Source organism: uncultured Roseibium sp. (assembly GCF_947499295.1).
Classification (GTDB): Bacteria; Pseudomonadota; Alphaproteobacteria; order Rhizobiales; family Stappiaceae; genus Roseibium.
Map to the genome: position 1 here is coordinate 118016 of NZ_CANMNP010000001.1, position 25710 is coordinate 143725.

24 protein-coding genes are annotated in these 25710 nt (G+C 54.8%); 14 read left to right on the plus strand and 10 right to left on the minus strand.

Annotated features, from left to right (window positions below):
* Positions 1-8 precede the first annotated feature (8 nt).
* The 5 genes from rnr to rpmG all read left to right on the plus strand — a co-directional run bounded on the left by rnr (position 9) and on the right by rpmG (position 4336).
* Entirely contained in the window at positions 9-2261 is a 2253-nt protein-coding gene (gene rnr / locus Q0835_RS00550) for a ribonuclease R (protein ID WP_298958581.1), read from the plus strand.
* Positions 2258-2734 carry a DUF983 domain-containing protein gene (locus Q0835_RS00555; protein ID WP_298814276.1) on the plus strand — a complete coding sequence of 159 codons (477 nt, stop codon included), beginning with the start codon at positions 2258-2260 and terminating at the stop codon, positions 2732-2734. Before rnr ends, Q0835_RS00555 begins: the two co-directional genes overlap by 4 nt.
* Positions 2731-3477, plus strand: coding sequence for an NUDIX hydrolase (locus Q0835_RS00560; protein WP_298814277.1), 747 nt, complete (start codon positions 2731-2733; stop codon positions 3475-3477). Before Q0835_RS00555 ends, Q0835_RS00560 begins: the two co-directional genes overlap by 4 nt.
* 77 nt (positions 3478-3554) lie before the next feature.
* Complete coding sequence (locus tag Q0835_RS00565; RefSeq protein ID WP_298814278.1) at positions 3555-3956, plus strand: RidA family protein; 402 nt, start codon at positions 3555-3557, stop codon at positions 3954-3956.
* A gap of 212 nt (positions 3957-4168) precedes the next feature.
* Complete coding sequence (gene rpmG / locus Q0835_RS00570) at positions 4169-4336, plus strand: 50S ribosomal protein L33 (protein ID WP_055676652.1); 168 nt, start codon at positions 4169-4171, stop codon at positions 4334-4336.
* 512 nt (positions 4337-4848) lie between these two features.
* On the opposite strand, the gene Q0835_RS00575 is transcribed toward rpmG, so the two are convergent.
* Positions 4849-5220 (minus strand): response regulator, encoded by a 372-nt coding sequence (locus tag Q0835_RS00575; RefSeq protein WP_298814279.1) that lies wholly within the window; start codon positions 5218-5220, stop codon positions 4849-4851.
* 137 nt (positions 5221-5357) lie between these two features.
* On the opposite strand from Q0835_RS00575, the gene Q0835_RS00580 reads away from it, so the two are divergent.
* Genes Q0835_RS00580 through Q0835_RS00590 form a run of 3 tightly spaced genes read left to right on the plus strand, consistent with a single transcriptional unit; the run spans position 5358 to position 7673 of the window.
* Positions 5358-5657, plus strand: coding sequence for a DUF3572 domain-containing protein (locus Q0835_RS00580; RefSeq protein ID WP_298814281.1), 300 nt, complete (start codon positions 5358-5360; stop codon positions 5655-5657).
* A complete protein-coding gene (locus tag Q0835_RS00585; RefSeq protein ID WP_298957782.1) occupies positions 5650-6312 on the plus strand; it encodes a hypothetical protein in 663 nt (220 codons plus the stop codon). Before Q0835_RS00580 ends, Q0835_RS00585 begins: the two co-directional genes overlap by 8 nt.
* A gap of 50 nt (positions 6313-6362) precedes the next feature.
* Positions 6363-7673 carry a DNA polymerase IV gene (locus tag Q0835_RS00590; protein WP_298957785.1) on the plus strand — a complete coding sequence of 437 codons (1311 nt, stop codon included), beginning with the start codon at positions 6363-6365 and terminating at the stop codon, positions 7671-7673.
* Between the two features lie 24 nt (positions 7674-7697).
* Here Q0835_RS00590 and Q0835_RS00595 read toward each other — a convergent pair whose 3' ends face one another.
* Positions 7698-8558 carry a cell envelope integrity EipB family protein gene (locus Q0835_RS00595; protein WP_298814287.1) on the minus strand — a complete coding sequence of 287 codons (861 nt, stop codon included), beginning with the start codon at positions 8556-8558 and terminating at the stop codon, positions 7698-7700.
* 285 nt (positions 8559-8843) lie between these two features.
* Here Q0835_RS00595 and Q0835_RS00600 point away from each other — a divergent pair, with 285 nt between their 5' ends.
* The 3 genes from Q0835_RS00600 (at position 8844) to Q0835_RS00610 (ending at position 11524) form a co-directional block, all read left to right on the plus strand.
* Positions 8844-9311: a RidA family protein gene (locus Q0835_RS00600; protein ID WP_298957787.1), complete on the plus strand. Its 468-nt coding sequence runs from the start codon at positions 8844-8846 to the stop codon at positions 9309-9311.
* Between the two features lie 41 nt (positions 9312-9352).
* On the plus strand, positions 9353-10126 hold the full coding sequence (locus Q0835_RS00605) for a glycerophosphodiester phosphodiesterase family protein (RefSeq protein ID WP_298957789.1): 774 nt from the start codon (positions 9353-9355) through the stop codon (positions 10124-10126).
* An 84-nt stretch (positions 10127-10210) separates the two neighbouring features.
* On the plus strand, positions 10211-11524 hold the full coding sequence (locus Q0835_RS00610) for a GNAT family N-acetyltransferase (RefSeq protein WP_298957791.1): 1314 nt from the start codon (positions 10211-10213) through the stop codon (positions 11522-11524).
* A gap of 48 nt (positions 11525-11572) precedes the next feature.
* Here Q0835_RS00610 and Q0835_RS00615 read toward each other — a convergent pair whose 3' ends face one another.
* From Q0835_RS00615 to Q0835_RS00625, 3 genes are all read right to left on the minus strand, one after another.
* The gene (locus tag Q0835_RS00615; protein WP_298957792.1) at positions 11573-12424 is read right to left on the minus strand and encodes a GNAT family N-acetyltransferase; all 852 of its coding nucleotides are present in this window, start codon (positions 12422-12424) and stop codon (positions 11573-11575) included.
* Between the two features lie 247 nt (positions 12425-12671).
* On the minus strand, positions 12672-12992 hold the full coding sequence (locus Q0835_RS00620) for an antibiotic biosynthesis monooxygenase (protein ID WP_152502201.1): 321 nt from the start codon (positions 12990-12992) through the stop codon (positions 12672-12674).
* A gap of 70 nt (positions 12993-13062) precedes the next feature.
* Positions 13063-13998 (minus strand): LysR substrate-binding domain-containing protein, encoded by a 936-nt coding sequence (locus Q0835_RS00625; RefSeq protein WP_298814301.1) that lies wholly within the window; start codon positions 13996-13998, stop codon positions 13063-13065.
* Positions 13999-14123: 125 nt separating this feature from the next.
* Between Q0835_RS00625 and Q0835_RS00630 the strand changes: the two genes are divergently transcribed.
* Positions 14124-14309 (plus strand): YdcH family protein, encoded by a 186-nt coding sequence (locus tag Q0835_RS00630; protein ID WP_298957794.1) that lies wholly within the window; start codon positions 14124-14126, stop codon positions 14307-14309.
* Positions 14310-14835: 526 nt separating this feature from the next.
* Here Q0835_RS00630 and Q0835_RS00635 read toward each other — a convergent pair.
* The 4 genes from Q0835_RS00635 to Q0835_RS00650 all read right to left on the minus strand — a co-directional run bounded on the left by Q0835_RS00635 (position 14836) and on the right by Q0835_RS00650 (position 21532).
* Positions 14836-17955, minus strand: a complete 3120-nt coding sequence (locus tag Q0835_RS00635) for an efflux RND transporter permease subunit (protein ID WP_298957796.1) — start codon at positions 17953-17955, stop codon at positions 14836-14838.
* A 31-nt stretch (positions 17956-17986) separates the two neighbouring features.
* Positions 17987-19081, minus strand: a complete 1095-nt coding sequence (locus Q0835_RS00640) for an efflux RND transporter periplasmic adaptor subunit (protein ID WP_298957798.1) — start codon at positions 19079-19081, stop codon at positions 17987-17989.
* 19 nt (positions 19082-19100) lie between these two features.
* Positions 19101-19658 carry a TetR/AcrR family transcriptional regulator gene (locus tag Q0835_RS00645; protein ID WP_298957800.1) on the minus strand — a complete coding sequence of 186 codons (558 nt, stop codon included), beginning with the start codon at positions 19656-19658 and terminating at the stop codon, positions 19101-19103.
* Between the two features lie 149 nt (positions 19659-19807).
* Positions 19808-21532 (minus strand): EAL domain-containing protein, encoded by a 1725-nt coding sequence (locus Q0835_RS00650; protein WP_298814310.1) that lies wholly within the window; start codon positions 21530-21532, stop codon positions 19808-19810.
* 75 nt (positions 21533-21607) lie between these two features.
* Here Q0835_RS00650 and Q0835_RS00655 point away from each other — a divergent pair, with 75 nt between their 5' ends.
* Together Q0835_RS00655 and Q0835_RS00660 are read left to right on the plus strand one after the other, a co-directional pair.
* Positions 21608-22507: a sugar kinase gene (locus Q0835_RS00655; protein ID WP_298814312.1), complete on the plus strand. Its 900-nt coding sequence runs from the start codon at positions 21608-21610 to the stop codon at positions 22505-22507.
* A 115-nt stretch (positions 22508-22622) separates the two neighbouring features.
* Positions 22623-23795, plus strand: coding sequence for a hypothetical protein (locus tag Q0835_RS00660; protein WP_298957802.1), 1173 nt, complete (start codon positions 22623-22625; stop codon positions 23793-23795).
* Positions 23796-23871: 76 nt separating this feature from the next.
* On the opposite strand, the gene Q0835_RS00665 is transcribed toward Q0835_RS00660, so the two are convergent.
* Positions 23872-25677: an ABC transporter ATP-binding protein gene (locus tag Q0835_RS00665; RefSeq protein WP_298957804.1), complete on the minus strand. Its 1806-nt coding sequence runs from the start codon at positions 25675-25677 to the stop codon at positions 23872-23874.
* Between the last annotated feature and the right edge of the window lie 33 nt (positions 25678-25710).

A 25710-nucleotide genomic window follows, 5' to 3' on the forward strand; every position in this document is an offset into this window, starting at 1 on the left:
CCGGCGAAATGCCCTCCCGTGAGGATATTCTCGCATTTGTCGCTGACAATCCCGGGCGTGCGGGCAAGCGGGAAATCGCACGCCACTTCGGGATCATCGGCGGCGCGCGCATTCATCTCAAGAAAATGCTCAAGGACCTGGCAGATGACGGTCTGATTGAAAAGCGCAACAAGCGCATGATCCGGCCAAGCGACTTGCCGTCCGTCTTTATCGTCAGCTTGAACGCCCGCGACAGGGATGGCGAGCTCCTGGGAACTCCGGTCGATTGGGACGAGGAAGCAGGTGCACCACCAAAAATTCTAGTTCTTACCGGCAAGACCAAGAATACCCAGGCCGGGGTCGGAGACAGAGCGCTCATCCGCCTGACTGAAGCAGAGACCGGCCCGGAAGCGGAACATGTCGGCCGTGTCATCAGAGTTCTAGAAAAACGGCAAGGCGCTATCCTCGGCATCCTTCGCAAACGCGACGGAAACCGACCGGCTTATCTGGAGCCGATAGACCGAAAGCAACGGGAACTGGATGTTGACCCGGCAGAGATGAAGGAAGCTGACGACGGCGACCTCGTCAGTGTCCAGGTGACGAGATCCGGTCGATATGGCCACCCGCGCGCATCCATCGTGGAGCGGTTCGGCTCCATGAACTCGGAAAAGGCTGTTTCGGAGATTGCACTTCAGTCGCTTGGCATTCCGCATGTCTTTCCGTCCGCAGTTGTGCAGCAGGCTGACAGCGCCAAACCCGTTGAAAAACTGGGTAAGCGCGAAGACTGGCGTCAGGTTCCGCTGATCACCATCGACCCACCCGATGCCAAGGATCACGACGACGCCGTCTATGCGGAACCGGACAACGATCCGCAAAATGAAGGCGGATATGTCATATATGTCGCGATCGCCGATGTGGCCCATTATGTCACGCCCGGATCGCCGATGGATCGGGAAGCACACTTGCGGGGAAACTCGGTCTATTTCCCGGATCGCGTCATTCCCATGTTGCCGGAGCGCATTTCAAACCAGCTCTGCTCCTTGAGGGAAAAAGAAGACAAGCCTGCGATGGGTGCGCGCATGGTCTTTGACAAGACCGGACGCAAGGTCAATCACACCTTTCACCGGGTTCTGATGCGCTCGGCCGCCAAGCTGTCCTACCTGCAAGCTCAAAAAGCCATAGACGGTGTAACCGACGAAAGGACAGAAACGCTCCTTGAGGGCGTTCTGAAGCCACTGTGGGCAGCTTACGAGGTCTTGAAGAAGGGGCGCTCGGCCAGGGAACCTCTGGAGCTTGACCTGCCTGAACGAAAGATCAAATTGAAGCCCGACGGCACTGTTGATCATGTCTACGTTCCTGAGCGCCTCGATGCACACAAACTCATCGAAGAGTTCATGATCCAGGCGAATGTCGCAGCAGCGGAAACACTGGAAAAAAAGAAGTCGCCCCTGCTCTACCGGGTTCACGATGCATCTACCCCAGAAAAACTTGAAAGCCTCAAGGAGTTTCTGTCAACATTGTCCATGAAGCTTCCATCATCCGGTGGATTGAGGCCCGCGGTGTTCAACGGAATATTGGCCAAGGTCAAAGACACGCCGCAGGCGCATCTGGTCAACGAGGTGATCCTGCGCAGTCAGGCACAAGCAGAATACACGCCGCAAAATATCGGCCACTTCGGACTGAACCTGCGGCGGTATGCTCATTTCACATCACCCATCCGCCGATACGCGGATTTGATTGTCCATCGCGGCCTCATATCGGCCCTGGGCCTTGGCAATGATGGTCTGCAAGACGGAATTGAGGCCAAACTCGAAGCTATCGGCGCAGAAATATCTTCTGCCGAACGCCGGGCGATGCTGGCGGAGCGCGATACCATCGACCGCCTGATCGCGCTTTGGATGAGCGACCAGATCGGCGCGACGTTTCAGGGACGAATTGCCGGTGTCGTAAAGTCTGGACTTTTCGTGCGCCTTGAAGACACCGGTGCTGATGGCTTCGTTCCCGCATCGACGATTGGTGTCGACTACTATCGCTACGACGAAGGGTCGCATGCCTTGATAGGTGACAAAACCGGCGAGACTTATCAACTTGGTGACCAGGTGGAAGTCAGGCTTGTTGAAGCTGCGCCATTTGCCGGAGCTCTCAAATTCGAGATTCTCAGCCATGGACGGATGGCAGGGAAACGTATTCGCAAAGCAACTCCCAAGGCGCGGCGCGGTCCGCCCAAAGGCGGACGCAACAAGACCTCCACACGGAAACAAAGCCGAAGGAGGGCCTCGTGACGGTTCGCTATGAGTTGAATGAAAACCTTGCTGCGCCGCCCGAGAAAGCAGCCAAACCGCGCCGAGCAGTCATGCCGGCAATGTTGCGGGGCGCATTCAATCGCTGCATGGCCTGCGGCGAAGGAAAGGTCTTTGACGGCTTTCTGAAAACACGCCATGCCTGTTCGAATTGCGGTGAAGAGTTTCATCATCATCGCGCGGACGATGCACCGCCCTATTTCACGATCACCATTGTCGGCCACATCATCATTCCAGCCCTTCTGGTTGTCGAGGTCATGTGGCGCCCGGCAATCTGGATCCACATGTCGATCTGGCTGCCACTCACCGTTTTCCTGGCACTCGCTCTCATGCGGCCCGTAAAGGGGGCATTGGTCGGTCTGCAATGGGCCCTCTATATGCACGGTTTCGATCCCGAAGCCGAAGACGACATGCCCGTTATCGACATGTCGGCGGGGCACGAAGGCACCCCATGACCGGTTCATTCGAAAAGCAGTTGGCAAAAGACGAAAAGGCCGGCGACTACCCCTATATCCGGCCGAAGGACGCTGCTACGCTGCTCATCCTCGACAGGGACGGATCGGGTGACGTCAGATTGCTGATGGGCCGTCGGCACATGCGCCACACGTTTATGCCCGGAAAATTCGTTTTCCCCGGCGGACGGGTCGATCCGGCAGACTCCAGAGTAGCAAATGTGCTTCCCTATCACCCGGACGTTCAGGCGCGTCTTTCAAAGGGATTGAAAAAGGTCAAGACCGAAGCACGTGTCCGTGCTTTCGCACTTGCCGCAATCCGAGAGACCTATGAAGAAGCCGGGCTTTTCATCGGCAAGAAGGACAGCGGAACCCCTCAACGGCTCGGCACAGGCTTCGAGGCTTTCGTGGAACGCGGCATTCAGCCGGACCTTGGCGGCCTGCGCATGATCGCCAGGGCGGTTACCCCGACGAAACGCCCTCGCCGCTTCGACACCCGTTTCTTTTCGGTCTGGGCCGATGCGATCGCCGATAGGCTGCCGGATGGGAAAGGTCCTTCCGGGGAATTGGAAGACTGTGCCTGGCTCACGCTTGAAGAGGCGCGAGAAAAAGAGCTGCCGTTGATCACGACAAAGATATTGGCCGACCTGGAAAGCCGACTGGAAACGGACCCGGACCTGTCTCCAGGCACTGCCGTTCCTTACTATTATTTTCGCAACGGTGCGTTTGTGCGGGACTTTTTGTAGCTGTTCGGAATTCAGCGCACCGTATCGCCTGCTGCGATGCTATAGTTGAACAGCTGCAACAGATGGAGCCTTGTTCCATGAAAGACCGCGCTATCATTCCTGACGAGTTGGAGGGGTATTACAGCGACTGGAAAATGTCGCCAGGACTGGCTTGCGGAGATTTCCTGTTCTTTTCAGGATTTACCGGTGCTGACGCAGACGGAAACCTGTCCGGTGATCCTGAAACACAGATTCGCATGGCCTTCCGAAAGGTGGGGCTGGTGCTTGCCAAAGCGGGCCTGAGCTATAATGCTCTTGTGGAAATGACGACCTATCACATTGGCCTGAAAGACCATCTTGAGCTTTTCAAGAAGATACGCGCAGAGTTTGTCGAGGAACCCTATCCCGCCTGGACTGCCGTTGAAGTGGCCGGATTTGTGCGGGACGGGGCTGTGATCGAAATCAAGGCGGTTGCCAACCGCGTACCGAAATCCGAGTAGGTTTGCCAGTCTTGGCCGCTCACTCCCCTACACGCTGGTTCGCGCGCATTGCCGATACCCGTTAAAAATCGTCCAGGACCGCACGCAACGCTTGACTTTGACAACCTGATGAGTACTTTGCGCGCTGATTTCAGACATTGGGGTAGAGTCACCGCCAGCCAATCTGGCCGCGAGAATTCTTTGCCCGACACAAGAGAACAGGATCCAAGGCCATGGCCAAGGCGACAACAATCAAAATCAAGCTCCTCTCCACGGCGGACACCGGCTTCTTCTATGTCACCAAGAAGAACTCCCGCACGATGACCGAAAAAATGGTCAAAAAGAAATACGACCCGGTTGCCAAAAAGCACGTCGAGTTCAAGGAAGCCAAGATCAAGTAATCTGGTTTTGAATGAAGCAACGATCGGAACCCGCCATTTCGGCGGGTTTTGTTTTTTTGACGTGACCTCGCGCTTGGCTTTAGACGCGAGAAGTCAAAAGTGTGATGTTCAGAGAGAATTTGTGGTCGGCGGGAACACGGCATTCGAGGAGGCCACTCATCGGCCGGTTCCCAACCGACCTGCCCCACGGACCCAGGAGATGCGGCGGACCTGAGCACTCCGAGGGGAAACTAAATACCAGATTAACGTCGCGGCAATCACAACCGCGTCAACAAGGCCATCAGGGAAAACCCTAATCTTCGGCCACAGTACCTTATTGTTGCCTGATTGCAATAAATTCCGCGAAATATACACAGAAACAATGCGGTTTTAGTAAATTCGTAACCTTAATGTGAGCTTGAAATTCGTTTTCATTGACCAGAGTCGCAGCTCATGAACGAGTTACGACAACTCGTGATTGCTCGAAGTCTTTGCGAAATCTTTCACTGGCGCAGTATTTTCCGGCACGCCGGTCAAGCTTCGCCGAGATAGGCGCGCACCGTCTCCAGAAACTTGGCGACTGAAATGGGCTTCGAGATATAGGCCTCGCATCCACCTTGCCGAATGCGCTCTTCATCACCCTTCATGGCGAATGCTGTCACTGCAATTACGGGAATAGACGAAATGTCCTCGTCTTCCTTGATCCACTTTGTGACCTCTAGCCCGGAAACTTCCGGGAGCTGGATGTCCATCAGGATAAGGTCCGGGTGATGTTCCCGCGCAAGCTTGAGAGCTTCAATTCCGGTCCGGGTCTGCAAGGTGTCGTAACCGTGCGCCTCAAGCAGATCATGAAATAATTTCATGTTCAGCTCGTTGTCTTCGACGATCAACACCGATTTTGCCATAAGTCCGGCCCTTCACCCGGCTCGGAGCCGGTCCCATCTTTCAATTTGCGGCAATTCTGATCCGCTATGGAACCCTTCCCCGGTCCGCATTAGGTTTCTTCTAACCCGGAATCGTTTCAGAAAGGCAAAAAAACACAATGAAAAATATACACGGAAAGTCATTATCCGTTGAAGAAGCACAAGGAATTGCCACTGAAGCACTGCTGCAGTTGAGCCGGGAGCCAGAACAGATAGGTCGTTTTCTGGCTTTTTCAGGTATTGGCCCAGAAATGATTCGGGAAGCAGCAGGAGAGCCAGGATTTCTTGCTGGCGTTCTGGAGTTCTACATGATGGACGAAGCTCTTTTGCTTGCCTTTTGTGAAAATGCCAGCATCCGACCGACCATGATCGCCGCCGCCCGGTATGCCTTGAGCGGAGGTGTGGAAGACCATGCCTGAACCGACACCGGTTTTACCCGAAGTTTTGGGTCAGATCCGCGCTTTGCCAGCGTCTGGTAGACCGCTGATTGTCTGTGATGTCGATGAAGTCATTTTGCATCTGACGACCCATTTGGAGGACTATCTTCATTCCAACGGTCTGATGTTCTTGAAGTACGAATACCGACTGACCGGAAACATCGGCGACAAGAAAACCGGCACATCACTGAGTGCGGCAGAGGTCAAGCAACTGCTGTTGAGATTTTTCGACGAAATCAGCCCACATCAGGACATGGTACCGGGCGCTGACATGGCGCTCCAGAAACTGTCCAACGATTGGGACGTTGTGTTACTGACAAATCTTCCAGGCGCGCACAACAAGCCGGTTAGAGAGAACCTGCTGGCCGCCAAGGGACTTACTTATCCGGTGTTAACGAACTCAGGACCCAAGGGCGGCGCGGTCGCGGCCCTCGCCGCGGGCCGACCTTCTCCCATTGTCTTCATCGACGACAGCCCAACCAACCATAGTTCCGTGAACGCCTCCCTGCCCTCGTCCATTCAGATCCAGTTTATCGCCGACCCGAGGTTCCTGACCTCAATGACACGCGAAGAGCATGTTGATCTGCTGACAGGGGATTGGCAGGAGACGGAAAGCTTTATCAGCAGTATTCTGTAGCCGGCGAAAACCAGATAGCTTGGCCCACAGCTTCCGCACCAGAGATATCCATGTCGACGGACGTCACGCGATCAACCACCGAGGCTCCCGCTCTTTGCAGAGACTGCGGCACCCGTCCGTCTGCGGATGTGAACCGGTGCCCGACTTGTGGAAGTCCGAGGCTCGTCAAGCATTGCGAGCTTGACCTGCTGTCCATTGCTCATATTGATTGTGATGCCTTTTATGCTTCCATCGAAAAGCGTGATAACCCGGAACTTCTTGACAAGCCGGTGATCGTGGGCGGCGGTCAACGCGGTGTTGTTTCGACCTGTTGTTACATTGCGCGGATATACGGTGTGCGTTCAGCCATGCCGATGTTCAAGGCCCTGGAAGCCTGTCCGGATGCAGTCGTCATAAAACCGAATATGGAAAAGTACTCCAAGATCGGAAAGGAAATGCGAGAGCGCATGCGTGCCCTCACCCCGTTGGTCGAGCCGCTGTCCATCGATGAAGCCTTTCTCGACCTTACCGGAACGGAGCGCTTGCATCGGGCAACACCTGCAGAAACGCTCGCCAAGTTCATTCGGGAAATTGAAGAAGATATCGGTATCAGTGCCTCAGTAGGCCTGGCACCGAACAAGTTTCTGGCGAAACTTGCCTCGGACCTCGAGAAACCGCGCGGATTTTCGGTGATCGGCGCGGTGGAGGCCAAATCCGTGCTGTCAGACATGCCAGTGGGCCGGATTTGGGGTGTCGGCAAAGTTTTTCAAAAGAAACTTGAAAAGGATGGCATTCGGACAATCGGTCAACTGCAAACGATGGATTCTGCCGATCTCGCGCGTAAGTACGGCTCCATAGGATTACGTCTGGCTCATTTGTCTCAGGGCGACGACAGCAGATTGGTGAAGCCCCAGCGGGGAGCCAAAAGCGTATCGACCGAAACCACTTTCAGAACGGACATTTCCAGCTTCGAGACCCTTCGCCCGATTTTGCGCGATCTTTCTGAAAAGGTCTCGGCACGTCTCAAGAAATCGGATTTATCCGGGCGAGGCATAACTTTGAAGCTCAAGACGGCGGACTTCAAGACGATCACCAGGGCCCGCCATCTGACAGACCCGACCCAGCTGGCAGACAGGATCTTCTCTGCCGGTGTTTCATTGCTCGAAAACGAGACGGACGGCAGGCGTTTCCGCCTGATCGGCATTGGTGTCAGCGATCTGGAAACAGCCGACAGGGCTGACCCTCAGGACCTGCTGGACGAGTCGGCCGAACGGCGCAAAAGCGCTGAACGTGCCGTCGACCGGCTCAGGGACAAATTCGGCAATTCGGCTGTTGAACTCGGACTGACGCACGCGGCCAAGGCTTCCAAGGAAGGCAAATAGCCTGAGGACTGCGACCTCGCGCGCCTATTGGCACTCCGTCTCGTCATAGAGTTCCAGGGACGTCATCGTGCCCTGAATTGTGAAGTCGCCGTAGTCCAGTTTCAGATGGCCACTGATACCGTTCTCATAAAGCCAGAAGGAAAGCTGGTAGACCGGAAGAAGTTCGCCGGATGCATCGTCCGTACTAGGGTCGAAATAGGCAACTGTCACCGGCCAATAATTCATACCGGACAGCGGAGCATCGGCACTACTGGAATTCGATTTGACCGAGTTGACCGCTTTTGTGCCGATCACAGACGTCGTGGCATAGACCTTTTCGCCTGTTTCCGCGCCATCATAAATATCGGCAGCGACGAAACGGATGCCGTCCTTCGCAGACTTCATGACCGACAGGAGGTGCTCGGTCGGGAACAGTACTTCGTTGCTTATTTCTAGGGACTTTTCGGAAGGTTGTTTCAGCTCAACCTTTTTCGCATCCGCTCCGGCATGTGCGGTGCCCCGCGTTTCCTCGACAAGTTTCTGGTCGACATATGTCTTGGACAGAAACTGGTAGCTCTCCGCTTCCGGTTCTTCAAAGGAGGTGGTTTGCAGATCGGTGATCTGAGATCCGCCGCTGGTGTCTTGAAACTCGGTCACAAACCGGAAATTGACGCTATAGCCTTCACAGGCATTTCCTGAAAAGTCATAAACCATGCGGCCCGAGAGCCCGGCGATACCAGACTGCTCTTCCGTGTCTCCAAGTTTCATGTCGTAGACGGCCCTGTGAGGGACCAGTTTTGTCCCGACTGGCGCCGCACCGGCAGCAGCTACAGGTGTCGCACCAAGGATCCCGGAAAGGAGCAGCAAAGTGGCGGCTCTGGACGAAAAATTCACGACAGTCTGCATCAAGAACCTCATGTTTCACCGACGGTTCGCTGGCCGCCAGTGCGTTTGCTCCATCATATTCGGGAAACGGTGCATTTCGCTATAGTGAATGCACAAATCTGCACGAAACTTGTGTGCTGCACATTCGGTTCTTAGCGTTTCGGTCCGTTGCGGCTCTGCAATTGCAGTTTGTTTCCTTGCAATTTGCCACCATTCACATCGTGGAATTTTGATCTTGTGCCGGTCGCCAAATTGAGCGAAGACACCGCGACAAACAACCGGATCGAAATCCTGCGGAGACATTTCATGAGCAGCACCATTGAAACACGGCTCGCGGACCTTGGCGTAACACTTCCAGAAGCAGCTGCGCCTGCCGCCAACTATGTGCCTTTCGTAAAAACGGGCAATCAGCTGTTTGTGTCCGGGCAGTTGCCGATGAGTGCAGGCAATATCGAAGTCACCGGCAAGCTGGGAGACGGACTGGGTGTTGACGAAGGCAAGCATGCTGCAAAACTTTGCGCCATCAATTTGCTTGCTCAGGCAAAAGCGGCCACCGGTGATCTTGAGAAGGTCGTCCGTCTTGTCAAGATCGTCGGGTTCGTCAATTCGACCGGCGAGTTTGCAGACCAGCCACAGGTCATCAACGGTGCTTCGGATTTCCTCGTGGAAGCCATGGGTGACAAGGGCCGCCACGCCCGCTCCGCGGTTAGTGCCGCCTCCCTGCCCTTTGGCGCTGCCGTCGAGATCGAAGCCATCTTCGAGATTGTCGACTAAGTCTCAGTTTACGCCCAAACGCCGAAGCGGTATTTCAATTCATGTCTCCCGATCTTGAGGCTATTTTCGCCCGTCCAATCGCCCATCGTGGCTTTCACGATGTGGATAACGGCATTATGGAAAACTCACCCTCTGCGGTGCGGGAGGCAATGGACAGGTCCTTCGGCATCGAAGTCGATATTCAGGAGACCGCTGACGGCGAAGCGCTGGTTTTTCACGACTACACACTGGATCGGCTGGCCGAAGGATCTGGAAAAGTCGTCGACTTCAGTTCGAAGGCACTCGAAAAGATCCATATGAAAACGGGGACCGACAAGCTTTGGCTGCTTCAGGATCTTTTTTCGCTCGTCGAAGGCAAAGTTCCGATTGTTGTCGAAATCAAATCGCTGATGCGCCGTGATGCTCAGGGCGATTTTGTGCGCCACGTTGTCGATCAGGTTGCGGCCTACAATGGGCCGGTTTGCATAAAAACCTTCGACCCGGACATGCTTTCGATAGCACGCAACCACAATCGGCAGGTTCTACGTGGCATTGTCGCCGACGGTGCGGAACCGGGACGCACTTATGTGAGCTACAGCCGTGTTGACCGGTTTATTCTGCGTCATCTTCTTCACGCGCCGCGCACACGCCCGGATTTCATATCCTATGGTGTCAAAGACCTTCCGAAAGCGGGCCCCAGCCTATTGCGGTCTGTTTTCAAACTTCCGCTCATGTGCTGGACCGTGCGCACACGCGAACAACGCGAGATCGCAGCGCGCTATGCAGATCAAGTTGTCTTCGAGGGGTTCGACCCCGATAAAAGCCTCGGGATTTGACTTCAAACTGACTTAAGCTCTTGCACCGCAAAAAGGCAGCGCTACATTTTGATCAAGGTTTCAAACTGTGGTTTTTTTTAACGTATGAGCTCCACTTCCACCCAAGGCGGCGACAGTCCTGCAGATGCCGGACAAGCCATTACCTTGCGCATCTTGTCTTCTTTGAAGGATGTTTCTCGAGAGTCTTGGGACCGGGTTGCAAATCCAGGCTGGAAGCTTTCAGGGCGCGGGTCCCTGACGACAGACGACGACTGCAAATCACTCAAGGACCTGTCCGGCGTGTTGGCCAGGGAGTTTGAACCAACTTCTGAAGAAACGTCGTTTAATCCTTTTCTTTCTTACGATTTTCTTGAAGCGCTTGAAAGTTCAGGATGTGCCACAAATGCGACCGGCTGGATGCCCCGGCACATGTTGCTTCAAGATGAAAACGAGACTGTGCTTGGCGCAGTGCCGGCTTATCTGAAGAGCCATTCACAAGGTGAATATGTGTTCGACCACGGTTGGGCGGATGCTTTTTACCGGGCCGGTGGCGACTACTATCCCAAGCTCCAGATTTCCGTTCCCTTCACTCCAGCAACAGGAAGACGGTTTTTGACCGGACCGGGTGTCAACCGGGAAGCCGGGCTTCAGGCCCTGGCAGCAGGTCTGGTTCAGGTTTGCCAGAAAACCGGCGCATCGTCCGTTCATGCGACCTTCCTCTCGAAGGGAGAATGGGACACTTTGGGTGACCTTGGATATCTTCGTCGCACCGACCAGCAGTTTCACTGGGAAAATCACGGATACGAAGGCTTTGAAAGCTTCCTTGCGGACCTGGCATCGCGCAAACGCAAGGCGATCAAAAAGGAGCGTAAGGAAGCCCTTTGCGCTGATGGCATTGAAGTGGAATGGGTCACAGGGTCGGACCTCACCGAAGCCCATTGGGACGCATTTTACGAATTCTACCTGGATACCGGGTCTCGGAAATGGGGCCGGCCCTACCTCAACCGAGACTTTTTTTCACTGATCAACGAACGGCTGGCAGAGCGCACGCTGCTGGTTCTTGCAAAGCGGCACGGTCGATATGTTGCAGGTGCACTGAATTTCATCGGCTCTGAAACCTTGTTTGGAAGACACTGGGGATGCACGGAGCATCATCCCTTCCTGCATTTCGAACTCTGCTACTATCAGGCCATCGACTTCGCCATCGCCAAGGGCCTGAAACGGGTCGAGGCCGGGGCGCAAGGCGCGCACAAGCTCGCGCGCGGCTATCTTCCGGCAACGACCTATTCGGCGCACTGGATCGCGCATGAAGGTCTTCATGATGCGGTCGCAGATTTCCTGGAACATGAACGCCGTGCTGTCGAACGGGAAAACGAAGCGCTTGCTGACCATGCCCCGTTTAAGAACCGCCCCGTTTAAGAACCGCGAAGTGACCTGAAGAGAAAGAAGCAACGGCTCAGTCCCCCATCAGAATGTCAGGCGCATTTCCAGCTGTTCCAGAAGGTCTTCAGCACCGGCCCTGTCCAGCAGGGCATTTGTTGCCATGTCCGACCTGTCTACATTGACGAACACAAGCTGTTCATTGTCGACAGCTTCGGCAGCAGCTGCGAGCAAGGCCCCACCGACACCTTTTCTGCGCTGGTCTTTCCTGACAACGAGCTGCGCAACCGAGCCGTCACGATAAAAAGCGACCCAACCCAAGACCTCTCCGTTGGCACGGGCGGAAATTGCCTTGCTCTTTCCGGCCAACGCACTCAGGGCTTTCTTGCTGTTTTGTGGTGTCGGCTGCCAATCGAAAAAGGCGGTTTCCTCGGAGGGAAGCGCAGTGATCTCAATCGGCCGCAAGTCCCAGCCAGCAGATGAAACCTCAATCCCTGCTGTTGAAAACTTGCAAACACGAAGTCTTCTTCCGGTTTGAAAACCCGCGTTTTCATAGGCTGCGACCGCCTTGTCGTTGGTGCTGATTACTTCAAGCTGCATACCGGACGCACCCTCCGCGGCAAGCTGACCGGAAACCACTTTTAGAAGCTGTGCGAACAGACCTTTGCGCCGATATTGTGGCTGTGTTCCAACGGATAGCGTATAGGTGCCACCTCCCAAATCCGGGTTCGGGGCGGATGAAAACCAGAACGCTGCGATTTCATCATTCGTCCTTGCGATAAAAGAGTGTCTGGATGAAAACCCGCGTTGTTTTTGAAAATCTGTGAACTTTTCAACACTCAGATGAAGCGGGACGACATAGTCGGAAAACGCCATGTTCATGGCCTCGCAAAGCAGGATCGGCTCAATGTCGGCGCAGTTGGAAATTTCAAGTGACATTTTGTGTGACTGGTGCCCCTAAAAGCGGTCCATGATTGCGGAATTCAGTTCGACGACGTGGCAATGATACGAGATATCCGGCCCCTTCGAACCCTACAACTCGCGCGCGCAAGGCAAATGCACTTTGTTCTCAAAGAGCCGTTCCAATTGACTGAATTGATCCTTGAATCCAGTCACAGCGCTGTTTGCGTTGATTAAGGCATTGGTTTTCCGCTTACGCAGAAGGCAATTCGGGTCGCTTCTTGTCCTAGTCGAAGCTTTCTGCAACGTCATACATGACCGGCTCAAAGCTCTTGCAAAGTGCGCTTATTCTACGGTTGCGCTCCCGCATTTCCTGCGTGCGCAGCATGGCGAGAAAGTCTTCTCGTTTGCGCCATTGGGAGTAGTTGGCAATACGTGTTTGAGCATCATTGACATGAAGACCGGCGCCGATGAAGCCCGGTTGGTGACGGATGAAATTCTCGTAGGCTTCCTTCAACTCGTCCAGAAGATCGAAACAAGTTCCCGGCGTCATTTCAAACGTGGTGATCACGGTCTGGCAGTCCTTGCCACTTGAAATCTCTGGCATCGTTCTTCTCCCGTATTCGCGTCGCCGAAAAGGCTGGCATGTTTTGGATGGCCCGGCAACAAGGAGAACGTTATTTGCCCGGCACCTCCACCCCTTTCACATTCATTGCCTCAACCGCCATAAGCGCAAGCTCCAGCAGAGTTTCGAAATGAGCCGTTCTCGAGCTGCCGCGCCGCCAGACGAGATACATGTGCCTGAGCATGGGAAGATCCTCGACTTTCTTCAGAAGCAAATCGGGCTCCTTACCGAATTCCGAAGCAATGTAGGCTGCCGGAAACAGCGCCAGGCCCATCCCCATTGACGTCATTTGCCTCAAGGCATCGAGGCTCGTTCCCTCGTATTCTTGCCGAAAATCCGCCCCGGCAGCACGTGCAAGCGCCTGAACATCGTCATGGAGACGGAACCCTTGGCTGAGAGACAGCAGCTTTTCATCACGCAGCATTGCAGTCGGAACAACATCAAGACCGGCCAGTGGATGCGATTTTGGAACCGCGAGCGAAACGTCCTCGTGACAAAGGACCCGTTCCACAAGCTGATTGCTGGGCGATATGTCCGGCGTGATGACGCAATCAAGTGCACCAGAGGCGATCCCCTCTTCCAACAGGTTGGGTCTGTCCTCGCGAATATAGAGTTCAAGCCCCGGGTAGTCGCGTTTTAGAATCGGCAGGAAGTGGGGCATGAAGTAAGGACCGAAAGTGGGAGACACTCCCAAGCGGATCAATCCACCAAGGTTGGACCGTCCGGCCTGTGCCGCCGTCACAATTTCGTCTAGGTTCTCCAAGGCCTGCCGGGCAAGAGGCAGGAGGTTCTCTCCCGCAGCCGTTAGGCTGATATTGCCTCCTCCCCGTTCCAGCAAGATTGCCCCAAGCTGATCCTCCAAGAGCTTGAATTGTGACGATAAAGTCGGCTGAGAGACATTGCACTTCTCTGCCGCTTTGCCGAAATGCATCGTCTCTGCAAGCGCGATGAAATACTCCAATTGACGCGGTGATGGGCGGAAGCTCATCTGGCCCTCGCATTCTATAGTTTTTTTCTATCGATTTAATACAAACAATGTATTTCTTCTATTTCGCCTTGTCACCATATCATTGTTGTCAACGAAGCAACCGAAGCGAAATGGAGAGATAGGCGATGTACAACCGGTTGAAATCCTTGCGCAGCCAGCACAACACTCTTGATTCCCTGATCCGCCGCGAAGAGTTGCACCCCTATCCGGACACTCAGCACATTCGATCATTGAAGAAATTCAAGCTTCGCCTGCGTGACGAGATTAGCCGTATCGAGGGCGCTCTCAGCGCAAGCCGCCTCGTTTACTAGTTTGCAGTAGCTGCATCACTTTCAAGGAAATACGACGATGAACCCGTTCTGGCCGTTCATGACTTTACCTGCAACGCAACCGCCTCTCTCCAGACAGAGTCGGTTGCAGGACCTCAACGCTCGGATGACGTCCTTCCTTTCGGAAAAGCAGGCGTCGGGCACCTCATGCCCCCAGGTGCTCGACAACATCAAGACCGCACGGTCTGAAGTCCAGCGCGAGATGGCCTCACGCACCTAAAGCCCCTCCGGACTTCCGCGGTCCGGAAAGAGCGCCCCAACAGCTGGACCAACCCGCCCGCACCGGCCTCGCGGGCGGGTTTTTATTTGCTGATCCGCACGCAAGCTGAACCAAAATCATTCAGCTCAACCGCCAATCTTCGACTCAAACCAGAGCTTCTTTTTTTTCAAAAAGCGACGATTTTTCCGACCGCATTTCGTTGAGAAATTGAGTCTGTTTTTCGGCACAAATCATTGAAAGATATATACTAAGGCGAATTTCTCCGCCTTAGTAAAGATGCGTTTCATGCTATTCTGCAGGCTGTGCGTCTATCGTCGCGTGAACCGTATCCTTGACTGGCAAAGCTCCTTTCGGCGCTTCCCTTGTCGGCTTTATACGGAAGAACAGTGCATAAAGAACTGGAGCAGCGATAAGGGTCAGGATCGTTGCAAATGCCAGCCCCCCCATGATCGTAACCGCCATGCCCCTGAAAAAGGCGTCCGACAACAACGGAGCCATTCCCAGAATGGTTGTGATGGCCGCCAGCATGACCGGGCGCATACGGGAGACACTGGCCTCAACGATTGCCGTGTATTTCTCCTTGCCCTCGCGGATCAAAAGATCGATCTCTTCCAGCAACACGATTGCGTTCTTGATCAGCATGCCCGACAGGGACAGGCATCCAAGCAGCGACATGAAGCCAAAGGGCGTATCTGTCGCCAAAAGCGCGATGGCAACGCCATTGATCGACATTGGCACCATCAACCAGATGATCAGAGGCTGACGGACCGATCCGAAGAGAAGGATCGAGATGATAAGCATGACCAGAAAGCCGAGCGGCAGTTGAGCACCCAAAGACGCCTGGGCATCGTTGGTGCTCTCATATTCGCCGCCCCACTCCAGACTGTAGCCGGGAGGCAAGGCCATGGCCTCGATCTGGGGGCGAACTCGGGCCAGTGCTGCCGAGGCTGTTTCACCGGCAGTCGTTTCCGCTTTGACCGTGAGCGTGCGAACTCTGTCGCGGCGGTGGATCACCGTGTCCTGTGGTTCCATCAGGAACTCCTGAACCACCTGATCAATGGGGATATAGCGGCGTTGACTGCTGCTCCAGATCAGCGAATCCGAAACGCTTTCATTGACCGAAATACCATCGGGGCCGGCTTTTCGCGCGACGATCGGTATTGATTCATCAACGTCCCGGTAAGCGCCCACCCGAACACCTTCCGTCGCGAATTGCAGAGAAAGCGATAGCTCTTCACGGGTCGCACCGGAAATCCGAGCGCGGTCTTCGTCGAAAATCGGTCTGACCACGAGCTCCCGCTGGCGCCAATCCGTATTAACGTCAGCCAGCCCGTTGTCCGGCAGATTGAAAATGGTCTGCGCCTCATCTCCAAGGCGCTTGAGCACGTTTGCATCCGGGCCGGTAAACCGGGCCTCGATCTTTGCTCCGCCTCCCGGACCGAACACGAGCCGTTTGGTAATCACCTGGGCTGCCGGAAAGCTCTCGGCAAACTGTCGCCGCAGATCCAAAGCCAGCTCGTCGATGACTTCCCGGTCCGTGGTGCGGACAATCATGTGCCCATAGGCCGGATTTGCATCCTCCGGAGAATAGGTGAGCATGAACCGTGTCGCACCACCGCCGGCAAAGCTCGTAACGGCTTCAACCCTTTCGTCTTCCAGAACAACCTTTTCCATCTCGGTCAGGTCCGCTTCCGTTGCCCGGATATCGGTGCCTTGCGGAGCCCAATAATGGACATAGAAAATGGGAGTGTTGCTGTCCGGGAAGAAGGCCTGTTTCACATTTCCGAAGGCCATGACGCAGGCCACTGTAATTCCCAAAAGAGCGGCCACGGTCAGCAAACGAAAATGCAGCGTGCCAACAAGGAAGCGACGATAGATTGTATAGATCAAACCCTTGTAAGGATCATGATCGTCCAGATTTCCGCTTGCTGTCCGAAAGAAGTATTTGCCGAAGAGCGGTGTGACCGTAATCGCGAATACCCAGGAAAGGATCAGGGAAATACCGATCACGGCAAACAGCGAGAACAGGAACTCACCAGTTGCGTCCGGCGACAGACCGATGCCTGAAAACGCCATGATGCCGATCACGGTCGCACCAAGCAGCGGCCACATGGTCTGCCTGACAACCTTGCTGGCAGCATCAATCGCTTTTTGGCCGCGCTGCATATTGATCATCATGCCTTCGGCGACAACGATGGCATTGTCCACCAGCATGCCCATCGCGATGATCAACGCACCGAGGGATATACGCTCCATCTCGATCGTAAAAATACGCATGAACAGAACGGTTGCCATGACCGTGAGCAGCAAAACCGTCCCGACTACGAGGGCTGCGCGCCAGCCCATGAACAGAGCCAGGACGCCAATCACGATCACCACAGAGGCAGCGAGGTTCAAAATGAAGCCGTTGACGGAATCATCGACGACCACATTCTGTTCGTAGATCGGGTGGATTTGCATACCGACAGGCAGTTGCTTTTCGATCTGCGCCAGTTTCTCAATGACGCCTGTGCCAACTTCAACAATGTTGGTGCCGTCGACCTGAGAAACCCCGATTGTCACCGCCTCATGACCGTCATGGCGGATCAGGCGATCAGGGCGTTCAGGGTCTCCCAGTTCCAGCGTCGCAATATCGGACAAGCGGATCATGGCCGTTGAACCCGGCCGGCCTATCACCAGATCCTGAATGCCTCTGAAGTCATCGAAGGCGGATGCCGTCATCAATCGGATGCGCTTTTGACCCGACACACCGGACCCATTGGACTGAATTCGGTTTTCCGCATCCAGAACACCTATGATATCGGTCATGGATATGCCCAGACCTGCCATCTTGTCCTGGTCGACATTCAGATAAATGACGTCCTCGGGCTCTCCCGCGACCTCTACCTTGCCGACACCGGGCACAGTCAACAGCTCCCGCCGAATGCGTTTCACCGTGTCGCGAATGTCGCGATTGGTGTAACCGTCCGCTGTGAAGGCATAGAAAAGTCCGTAGACGTCTCCAAAATCGTCATAGACAAGCGGCGTTCCGGCCCCAGCCGGCAAGTTTCGGACTTCGTCAGAAACCTTGCGTCTCAATTCGTCCCAAACCTGTGGCAACTCGCTGCCGTCATATGTTGGTTTGATTTCAACGCCGATGCGCGACAACCCGGGCTCTGAGACCGACTTGATCAAATCCAGCTGAGGCATCTGCTGGATCGCCGTTTCCAGGATTTCCGTAACCTCGTTTTCAACTTCGGCCGCAGTTGCCCCGGGATAGCCCGTAATCACCTGCGCTTCCTTGATTGTGAAGGCCGGGTCCTCCAGCCTGCCGACGGTGGAAAGGCCCCACAATCCACCCAGGAAAGCCATGATGACGATCATCCAGGTGTTGACCGGCTTTTGTATGGAATAGCGTGCGATATCCAAGTGTCTGATCCTTTTCCTGCACCCGTTCGGATCAGCGCAACCGGCGCACGACCTGTCCGTCACTCAAGTAGGCAACGCCCGCAGACACAATTTCGTCTCCTGCCGCAAGACCTTGGCTGACAGGCATGAAGTCGCCCATGACGGTACCCACTTCGATCATCTGTTTTGATACTGCCTCTGTGCCGTCATCGAATTTCCAGACAAAGGAGTTGCCATCACCGTCAACGGCGACTGCTCCGGTCGGCACCAGAAATTGTTCGCCCAGCTCTAGTCCCTGAGGCAGAAACTTGACGATGACCGAAGCCGTCATGCCTGGGAAAAGCTGTTCGGCCCCTTCCCTCGGCATCGCAAGCGTTATCCGGTAGGTTTGCGCAACATCATCAACCTGACTGGAGTGTTCACGGTAGGTCAGCGGGAAGACCTTGTCGCTATATGCGGGAAATTTCGCTTCGATGGAAGCGACTTCAGATTCGGTGACCCGTCCAAACAGCGCCTCTGCAACATTGATATCGACCTGAACCTCTGAAACGTCGTGCATACGCACGACGGGTGTGCCGACATTGACCGTCGTGAAGTTGTCGACCAGTCTGACAGAGACAACACCATCAAACGGTGCTTCGAGCGACGTGTATTCGAGGTTCTGTTTTGCCTCTTTCAAGCGTTCGACAGCTAAATCATAGGTGTTTTGCTGTTCGTCCAATGCTGACTGAGAAATGACCGATCGGTCCAACAGCGTCTTCAGGCGATCCAGCTCTCGTTTTTCCTGCTCAGCATTGATGGTCGCCTCACGGACAGCCCTGTCGTAGTCGGCGGTATCAAGCCTGGCGATCAAGTCCCCCTTCTTGACCTGCTGGCTTTCAAGCACCGGCAATTCGAGCAATTTGCCGCGAACCTGGAAAGACAAATCGACCGTCTGGACCGCTGCAACCCGACCGGCAAACCGACGCTCAAGCAAACCTATCTGATCGGTGACCGTGAAGATCTTTGCAGGTCTTGGCGCGGCATGCAGTTCCGCTTCGGCCTGCGCGATAGGATCCATTGCATCGTCCTGGCAAGCAGAAACAATGCCGGCCAGCATCAAAATGCCTGCCCAACGAAGTTGTGAGAATTTTGGAAACACCAACATTTTTTGTTCGCTCCAAATCTTAGTTTTCATCCAGGCGCCGGCGAAGCTCGGCAAGGACCGCAGCCCGCTCATCATCAGAGAGGATCGACACGCCGTGAGCCTCTGAAAAGTGAAGGCCCTCCAGACTCGCCCAGATTGCCCAGGCTTTTGCGAGCTCATCCGTTTCCTGTGTGATTGCATTTTTCAGGCGCTTTTTTACGACCATGAAGGGCTCGGCGAGTTCCGGCCTGTCGGCCTTGGTTGCCAGCATGGCGCGTGCGACGTCGCGGTTGGCGAGTAGCCAGCCTTCAGTCACGTCGATCATGGCGTACAAAGTCGGTGCTTTCGAGGTTTTGTGCGAAGTCCGTGCAGTACTGACCTCTGTCTCGAATTGGCCCGCCAGGAACTCGACCATCCCTATGATCAAAGCGTCTTTGGTTGGAAAATTATAGAGCACTCCTCCCTTGGAGAAACCGCTCCTTTCCGCGACAGCATCAATCGTCAGGCTGGCTGCGCCAGATTGCCGAATGAGATCAAGTGCCGCCTGCAGAATTTCGGACTTTGAGTCCTGTGCATGCCCTATAGCGCGCGCCGCCATTTTATACCGTCCAGTCAGTACAGTTGAATGGCGCATATAAACCGTCCAGTCGGTACAGACAAGAGATTTCAACTAAGCACGCGCAGGCAACCCCGAACCTCAGCAACTAAAGGCTTGGGGAAACAACAGTAATTTCCATTGGGGAAATTTTAGGCAGCAGATGCGGTCATCGCCGCTTCCGATGCGGCTTGCTCCGCCGCAGCTGCTTCAGCAGCCAGGCGTGCGCGCTCGCGGGCTTCTTCCTCGGTCTTTTCCGCGAAGGCAATAAAGTCTTCGGCCGACATGGGCTGCGCAAAGAAATAGCCCTGTGCTGCTGTCACTCCAAGTTCGAGAAGACGCTCGATCTGCTCTTCCTGCTCAACGCCTTCCGCAATGATGCCCATGCCAAGATTGTCGGCAAGTTCGACCATGGAGTCGACAATCGTCGTTGAATTGTCATCGGAGCCGATCGTGTCGATGAACATCTTGTCGATCTTGATAATATCAACACCGAGCTTTTGCAGATAAGCCATGCCGCCATGGCCCGTTCCAACATCGTCCAGTGCCACGCGTACGCCAAGAGCCTGCAGTTCGGCCATGATCTTGCGAGCCAGTTCCATGTCCTCAAGCGGGTGGCGCTCGGTCACTTCAACAACAATCTGCTGATAGGAAATCTTGGAATTTTCAAAGATTGACCGAATGTCTGAAATGATCTCACGATCAAGGAAGTGGCCGGCAAACAGGTTGACGGACATTTTCAGATCCGGGTTCTCGCCGTAAAGGTCGCCAACTTCTTCAGATGAGATGCGCATCATCTGACGCGTCATGTCGAAGATATGTCCGTTGTTCTCGGCATAGGCCATGAACTGGCCCGGCGAGACGATATTGCCGTTCGGACGGCGCCAACGCATCAGGATCTCACAGCCACGCAGACGGCCACTCTCGATGTCCATGACCGGCTGGTAATACGGAATGAACTCACCATTGCGAATTGCCGCAACAAACTCATCGTTGGCTTCACTCTCGGGCCGCCAAGACAGCCAGACACCAATCGCGACAAAAAGCACTGCAATGCCTGCACATGCCGCGGCCGCAATAACTTTAAGATCCTGAACCACAAATGCAGCAGCCGACACTGGTGCAGTCACAGTCGCAACAAGCGGATACAACTCGGATGCCACCTCGACATTGAGCTGTTCTTCCGGGGTTGTTGCTTCGGAATTATAGCCGCCGACGTCATACCAGAGCAGATTATCGCCCAAACGCAGCTCCGTTCGCCGATAGGACCGCAGGTATTCGGGTCCCGGGTCGAGCGCGATAACGGCCGGCGTCACTTCAGCAAATAGTCGTGTCTGGTTTTTCAGGTCCCAGCTGATCACAGCAGCGCGCGCGCCGAGATAGGCGCGATCCAGCATGCCGATGCCGACCAGCGGGCCATCCACCCGCAGCGGCGGGAGAACGACTTTGCCCGCCAGATCCCGGTCCGGAATGATGCACATGCGCTGACCGATGGCATCTACCAGACCGATGGCATCAATCATGCCGTGCTCGACAATCTGCTTTTCAAAGATGACACGGTCTTCAGCGCTGCAAGTCTCGATCTTGTCCCGGTCAAGCCTCTGCAACACGGCGACGGTGGCACTGATGACTTCTTCTGCCCGCTGGATCGAAGCTTTGCCCATCGCCTCCATTTCGGTGATGGCGCGGCGTTCGGCGTATTGATCCAGTATGATGTTGCCTGCAAACAGCGGAGCGGTCGCCAACGCGAGGGCGATCATCACCGTCTTTGCAAAACCCATATACCGGAAGGACAACGCTGGAACCCGTTCGCGAATAAACTCTTTCTGACAATCGCTGATCTGGGTAAACAAGGACTGAATGTGATGGAATTTCATCCAGATCAAAGCTGTCCGCCAGGCTGTTGTGTTTAGGTGCGGTTTGAACGCGGAACCTGATGAATGGAGGTTTGCATGCAGGCGTTGTTTATTGGACAGGCCTATATCGACGTCACTTTTCTGACCGACTGTCTGCCGACCGGCGACGAAAAAGCAATCGCCGAAGATTATGCCATCAGTTTTGGCGGCAATGCGGTGACGGCAGCATTTTGTTGCGCGAAGTTGGGTGGAAAACCGGATGTGCTGTGTTCTCAGGCCGACGATTGGCTGGCACGGATGTTTCTGGATATGGCAGCGGCCTACGGGATCTCCATTCACGGTCGGAAAGTGCGCGAGTCCTCCCTTTCCTTCATCATGCCCCACGGTGGAAAGCGTGCGATTGTTCGCTGTCGCGACAATGAATTTCTGCACCCCTTCCCGCCACTGACACTCACTGGGATGAAGGCTCTTCATCTGGACGGCCACATGCCTGATGCCGCCTTGCACTATGCCAAGACCTGCAAAGGCCTCGGCATACTGACATCTCTTGATGGAGGCGCTGTTCGAGAGAACACCGATGAGCTGCTGGAGTATATCGATGTGCCTGTCGTTTCAGAGCGTTTCTGCCAGCAACTCGGAAAGACGACCGGCGAGACACTGCAATACCTGAGATCCAAGAACTGTCCCGTTGGCGCAGTCACTCTCGGCGAACATGGCACGGTCTGGTATGAAGCGGGTGGCCCGGACAAGGTCCTGCCTGCCCTAGCTGTACCTCTGGACAAAGTGGTTGATTCCAATGGTGCCGGCGATGTTTTCCACGGTGCCTACATCGCCTCCTATCTGCGTTGGCCGGAAAACAGCTGGGACCAGCATTTCAGGTTTGCACGCGGCGCATCGACACACGCCATCCAACATCTTGGCAATGAAGCCAGCCTGCCGACAATTGAAGATATCGAACGCGCCAACGGAACTTTTCAGGAAAAGGCTGCCGCCTGAAGGCAAACAAGTCTTTACGGGCAAATGTGAACCATCGTCAGATCTGCTTACGCCTTGTTTCATGACGGAACTTGGAGCAGAGTGAGGCCGCCCTAGTTTGGTGGAGTATAAAAAGATGTTTTCGCGTTCAAACCGTTTGGCTGTCGGTCTGTCGACAGCGGTTAGCCTTATTGCCCTGCAGGCTGCTCCTGCACTCGCATTCGATCCAACCGGCAACGACGTTGCCGACGCCTTTCTGACACTGATTGATTCAGAAGAAGGAACCGTTGAAAGCTACGGTTCTGTTGACGTTTCAGGCGATACGGTCGTGATCAAAGACATAGTCGTTTCCAATGACGCGGATGAAAACGCAAAGGCGACCATCGGCGCAACAACGCTTGCCGGTGGCACCGTTCAGGGAGACGGACGGCTGAAGCTGTCAGGTCTTGATCTGGAAAATCTGGAACTCACGGCTGATGACGGTGGCATGTCCCTGAGCTCACTTACCGTTACAGACCTTCTTTTGCCGTCTCCTGATGAAGTCAAAGCCGGTACACCGCCTGTTGGCCCAGGCTACAAGACCTTCGAAGCCAACACGATTGAGATACGCGATGAAGACGGAAAGATCGCCGACATAACCAAAATTGCGTCATCCATTGACGGAATGGACGGAGACCTTCCCACAAGCGGCAGTTTCGCGGTCACGGGAGCGACAATCGACGTCAAACAGCTGGAAGCCAAGGAAACCAAGGCACTGGCTGATCTCGGCTATGAGACACTTTCCATGGATATCTCTGGCCAGGGTAAGTGGGATCCGGACGCGGCAACACTCGTGATCCCTGAACTCAAGATCGACGCCAAGGATGCGGCAAGCCTCTCGCTTTCCCTGTCTCTTGGCGGTGTCACACGAGATGTCGTCAATCAGCTGGATGAAACATCTGACAAGCCGGAAGAAGCAATGGCGCTTCTGCAGAATGTGACAATAGAAAATGCCAAGGTCCGTCTGGACGATGCCTCGCTGACCGGACGCATTCTCAATCAGGAAGCACAGAAGGCCGGTGTCGAGACCCCGCAATACGTTGCCGGCCTGACCGGTACATTGCCGCTCATGCTCGGGATGCTTCAGAACAAGGAACTTGAAGCACAGGTTACCGAGGCCGTTACTGAATACCTGACGACACCTGGTTCGCTCGAAGTCACCGCGACGCCTGGCGCCCCTGTACCGGTATCACAGATCATGGGAACCGCGATGCTGGCACCGCAAATGATCCCGCAGATCCTTTCGGTCGGCATCACCGCCAATCAGTGAAGCCGGTAATCGGATGAACAAGAACAACAATGGCCGGACAAATTTCCGGCCATTGTTGTATCAGGGAAGCTCCGATTTATTCAGCTGCCTGGTTTCGGCTCTGGAACTGTAACTCGCAAAGTCGCCGATAGGTACCATCGTGCTCATAAAGCTCATCGTGTGTACCGCTTTCGATGACTTTACCCTGGTCCATGACATGGATCTTGTAGGCATGACGCACCGTGCTGAGGCGATGGGCAATGACCAGGGTGGTCCGGCCCTGCATCAGAGTTTCAAGAGCCGCTTGAATTTTTGCCTCAGATTCCGCATCGAGTGCTGAAGTTGCTTCATCAAGCAGCAAGATAGGCGCGTCACGAAGCATGGCTCGTGCGATTGCAATACGCTGGCGCTGACCACCCGACAGATTGCTGCCTCCTTCGCCGCACCGCGTTTCATACCCTTCCGGCAATCGCGTTATGAATTCATGCGCGTTCGCTGAACGTGCTGCCGCCTCAATTTCCTCCTCCGTTGCCCCGGCTTTGCCGACAGCAATGTTCTCGCGAACGCTGATATTAAACAGGAAGGAATCTTGACCGACATAGGCAATCTGAGAGCGCAAAGAGGCAATCTTGAAGGATCTGATATCAACGCCATCAACATGAATGGCACCAGACGCCGGATCGTAAAAACGTTCGATCAGCGCAAAAACGGTCGACTTGCCGGCACCTGAAGCGCCAACAAGAGCCGTCATTTTGCCCGGCTCGGCAACAAAGCTTGTTCCGGAAAGCGCGGCACTTTCACCATAGGTGAAGACAACATCCTTCAATTCGATCCGGCCGCCGCTTACCTCAAGGTCCCGGGACGCTTCGGTGTCTTTCATTGCGGGTTCGCGGTCAACGAGCTCATACATGAGCCGAAGTCCGACGATCTGCTTGCCCAGGTTGACATTCAACCTGGCAAGACGCCGAGCCGGATCATAGGCGAGCAGAAGTGCCGTGATGAAAGAGAACAGCGCGCCTGGATCCTGATCGAGCTCAATAACTGAATAACCGCCGTAGAAGATCACCAAAGCTATCGCAAAACCGCCGAGTGTATCCATCAGCGGCGACGTTCTTGCGGTCAGCGATGCGATCTTGTTCGATTGTCTTTGGACTTCAAGGACGCCGACTTCCATGCGCTTACGCATCGCAGGTTCCATGCCAAAGGCCTTGACGATACGCACGCCAAGAACCGTTTCCTGCAAGGTGGCCTGGATCTTCGCGCTTGAGACAACCTGACGCTTGACATAGAGCTTGACCCGCCTCACCAGCACAGCAACGCCGACGACGGCTGGTGGCATGATGACAAGAGCGAAAACGCTGAGCAGCGGGTTCTGCACGATCATCACGAACACCAGTCCGATCAAGGTCAGAATATCCCTGCCAAGCGTAACGATAATCAGATCGAGCGTGGTTCTGGCGGCACCGACACCCTGAGCGACCCGCACACCGATTTCCGCGAGCGACATCTTGTCGAAATAGGTCTGATCCTGGCGCACCAGATGGTCGAACATCCGCCTTTGAAGGTCTGCGACGATGGCGTTCCCGACACGCGCCAGGACGACCATCTGACCGAATGTCGAGGCACCTTTGAGCGTGAATATGAGAAGGACAGCCAGAGCGATGACATAGACCATGGTGGAGTCTTTGTTGACAAAGACTTCGTTGACGACGTCACGCATGATCCAGGCGCTTGCCGCCGTTGTCGCCGCGATCATGGCCATGAAAACGAAGGCAACGAGATATTTCGGGATATAGGTTCTGAAATTCTCGCTGAACAGCCGCTTGATCAGCTGAACCGTGCCGTTCGGGTCCGTCCAGGTCTTCGATTTAAACGGGTTTCGCACGCCGCTTTGCCTTTTCATGGGGCTTTAGCCCGACTGAAGCGGGGCCGTCCC

What these genes read in the sequence shown, in the direction of transcription:
- Q0835_RS00630 (WP_298957794.1), top strand. Translation starts at nt 14,124, where the DNA reads ATGTACAACCGGTTGAAATCCTTGCGCAGCCAGCACAACACTCTTGAT.
- Q0835_RS00565 (WP_298814278.1), top strand. Translation starts at nt 3,555, where the DNA reads ATGAAAGACCGCGCTATCATTCCTGACGAGTTGGAGGGGTATTACAGC.
- Q0835_RS00640 (WP_298957798.1), bottom strand. Translation starts at nt 19,081, where the DNA reads ATGTTGGTGTTTCCAAAATTCTCACAACTTCGTTGGGCAGGCATTTTG.
- Q0835_RS00575 (WP_298814279.1), bottom strand. Translation starts at nt 5,220, where the DNA reads ATGGCAAAATCGGTGTTGATCGTCGAAGACAACGAGCTGAACATGAAA.
- rnr (WP_298958581.1), top strand. Translation starts at nt 9, where the DNA reads ATGCCCTCCCGTGAGGATATTCTCGCATTTGTCGCTGACAATCCCGGG.
- Q0835_RS00600 (WP_298957787.1), top strand. Translation starts at nt 8,844, where the DNA reads ATGAGCAGCACCATTGAAACACGGCTCGCGGACCTTGGCGTAACACTT.
- Q0835_RS00590 (WP_298957785.1), top strand. Translation starts at nt 6,363, where the DNA reads ATGTCGACGGACGTCACGCGATCAACCACCGAGGCTCCCGCTCTTTGC.
- Q0835_RS00605 (WP_298957789.1), top strand. Translation starts at nt 9,353, where the DNA reads ATGTCTCCCGATCTTGAGGCTATTTTCGCCCGTCCAATCGCCCATCGT.
- Q0835_RS00655 (WP_298814312.1), top strand. Translation starts at nt 21,608, where the DNA reads ATGCAGGCGTTGTTTATTGGACAGGCCTATATCGACGTCACTTTTCTG.
- Q0835_RS00585 (WP_298957782.1), top strand. Translation starts at nt 5,650, where the DNA reads ATGCCTGAACCGACACCGGTTTTACCCGAAGTTTTGGGTCAGATCCGC.
- Q0835_RS00610 (WP_298957791.1), top strand. Translation starts at nt 10,211, where the DNA reads ATGAGCTCCACTTCCACCCAAGGCGGCGACAGTCCTGCAGATGCCGGA.
- Q0835_RS00595 (WP_298814287.1), bottom strand. Translation starts at nt 8,558, where the DNA reads ATGCAGACTGTCGTGAATTTTTCGTCCAGAGCCGCCACTTTGCTGCTC.
- Q0835_RS00620 (WP_152502201.1), bottom strand. Translation starts at nt 12,992, where the DNA reads ATGCCAGAGATTTCAAGTGGCAAGGACTGCCAGACCGTGATCACCACG.
- Q0835_RS00665 (WP_298957804.1), bottom strand. Translation starts at nt 25,677, where the DNA reads ATGAAAAGGCAAAGCGGCGTGCGAAACCCGTTTAAATCGAAGACCTGG.
- Q0835_RS00650 (WP_298814310.1), bottom strand. Translation starts at nt 21,532, where the DNA reads ATGAAATTCCATCACATTCAGTCCTTGTTTACCCAGATCAGCGATTGT.
- rpmG (WP_055676652.1), top strand. Translation starts at nt 4,169, where the DNA reads ATGGCCAAGGCGACAACAATCAAAATCAAGCTCCTCTCCACGGCGGAC.
- Q0835_RS00645 (WP_298957800.1), bottom strand. Translation starts at nt 19,658, where the DNA reads ATGGCGGCGCGCGCTATAGGGCATGCACAGGACTCAAAGTCCGAAATT.
- Q0835_RS00560 (WP_298814277.1), top strand. Translation starts at nt 2,731, where the DNA reads ATGACCGGTTCATTCGAAAAGCAGTTGGCAAAAGACGAAAAGGCCGGC.
- Q0835_RS00625 (WP_298814301.1), bottom strand. Translation starts at nt 13,998, where the DNA reads ATGAGCTTCCGCCCATCACCGCGTCAATTGGAGTATTTCATCGCGCTT.
- Q0835_RS00660 (WP_298957802.1), top strand. Translation starts at nt 22,623, where the DNA reads ATGTTTTCGCGTTCAAACCGTTTGGCTGTCGGTCTGTCGACAGCGGTT.
- Q0835_RS00615 (WP_298957792.1), bottom strand. Translation starts at nt 12,424, where the DNA reads ATGTCACTTGAAATTTCCAACTGCGCCGACATTGAGCCGATCCTGCTT.
- Q0835_RS00580 (WP_298814281.1), top strand. Translation starts at nt 5,358, where the DNA reads ATGAAAAATATACACGGAAAGTCATTATCCGTTGAAGAAGCACAAGGA.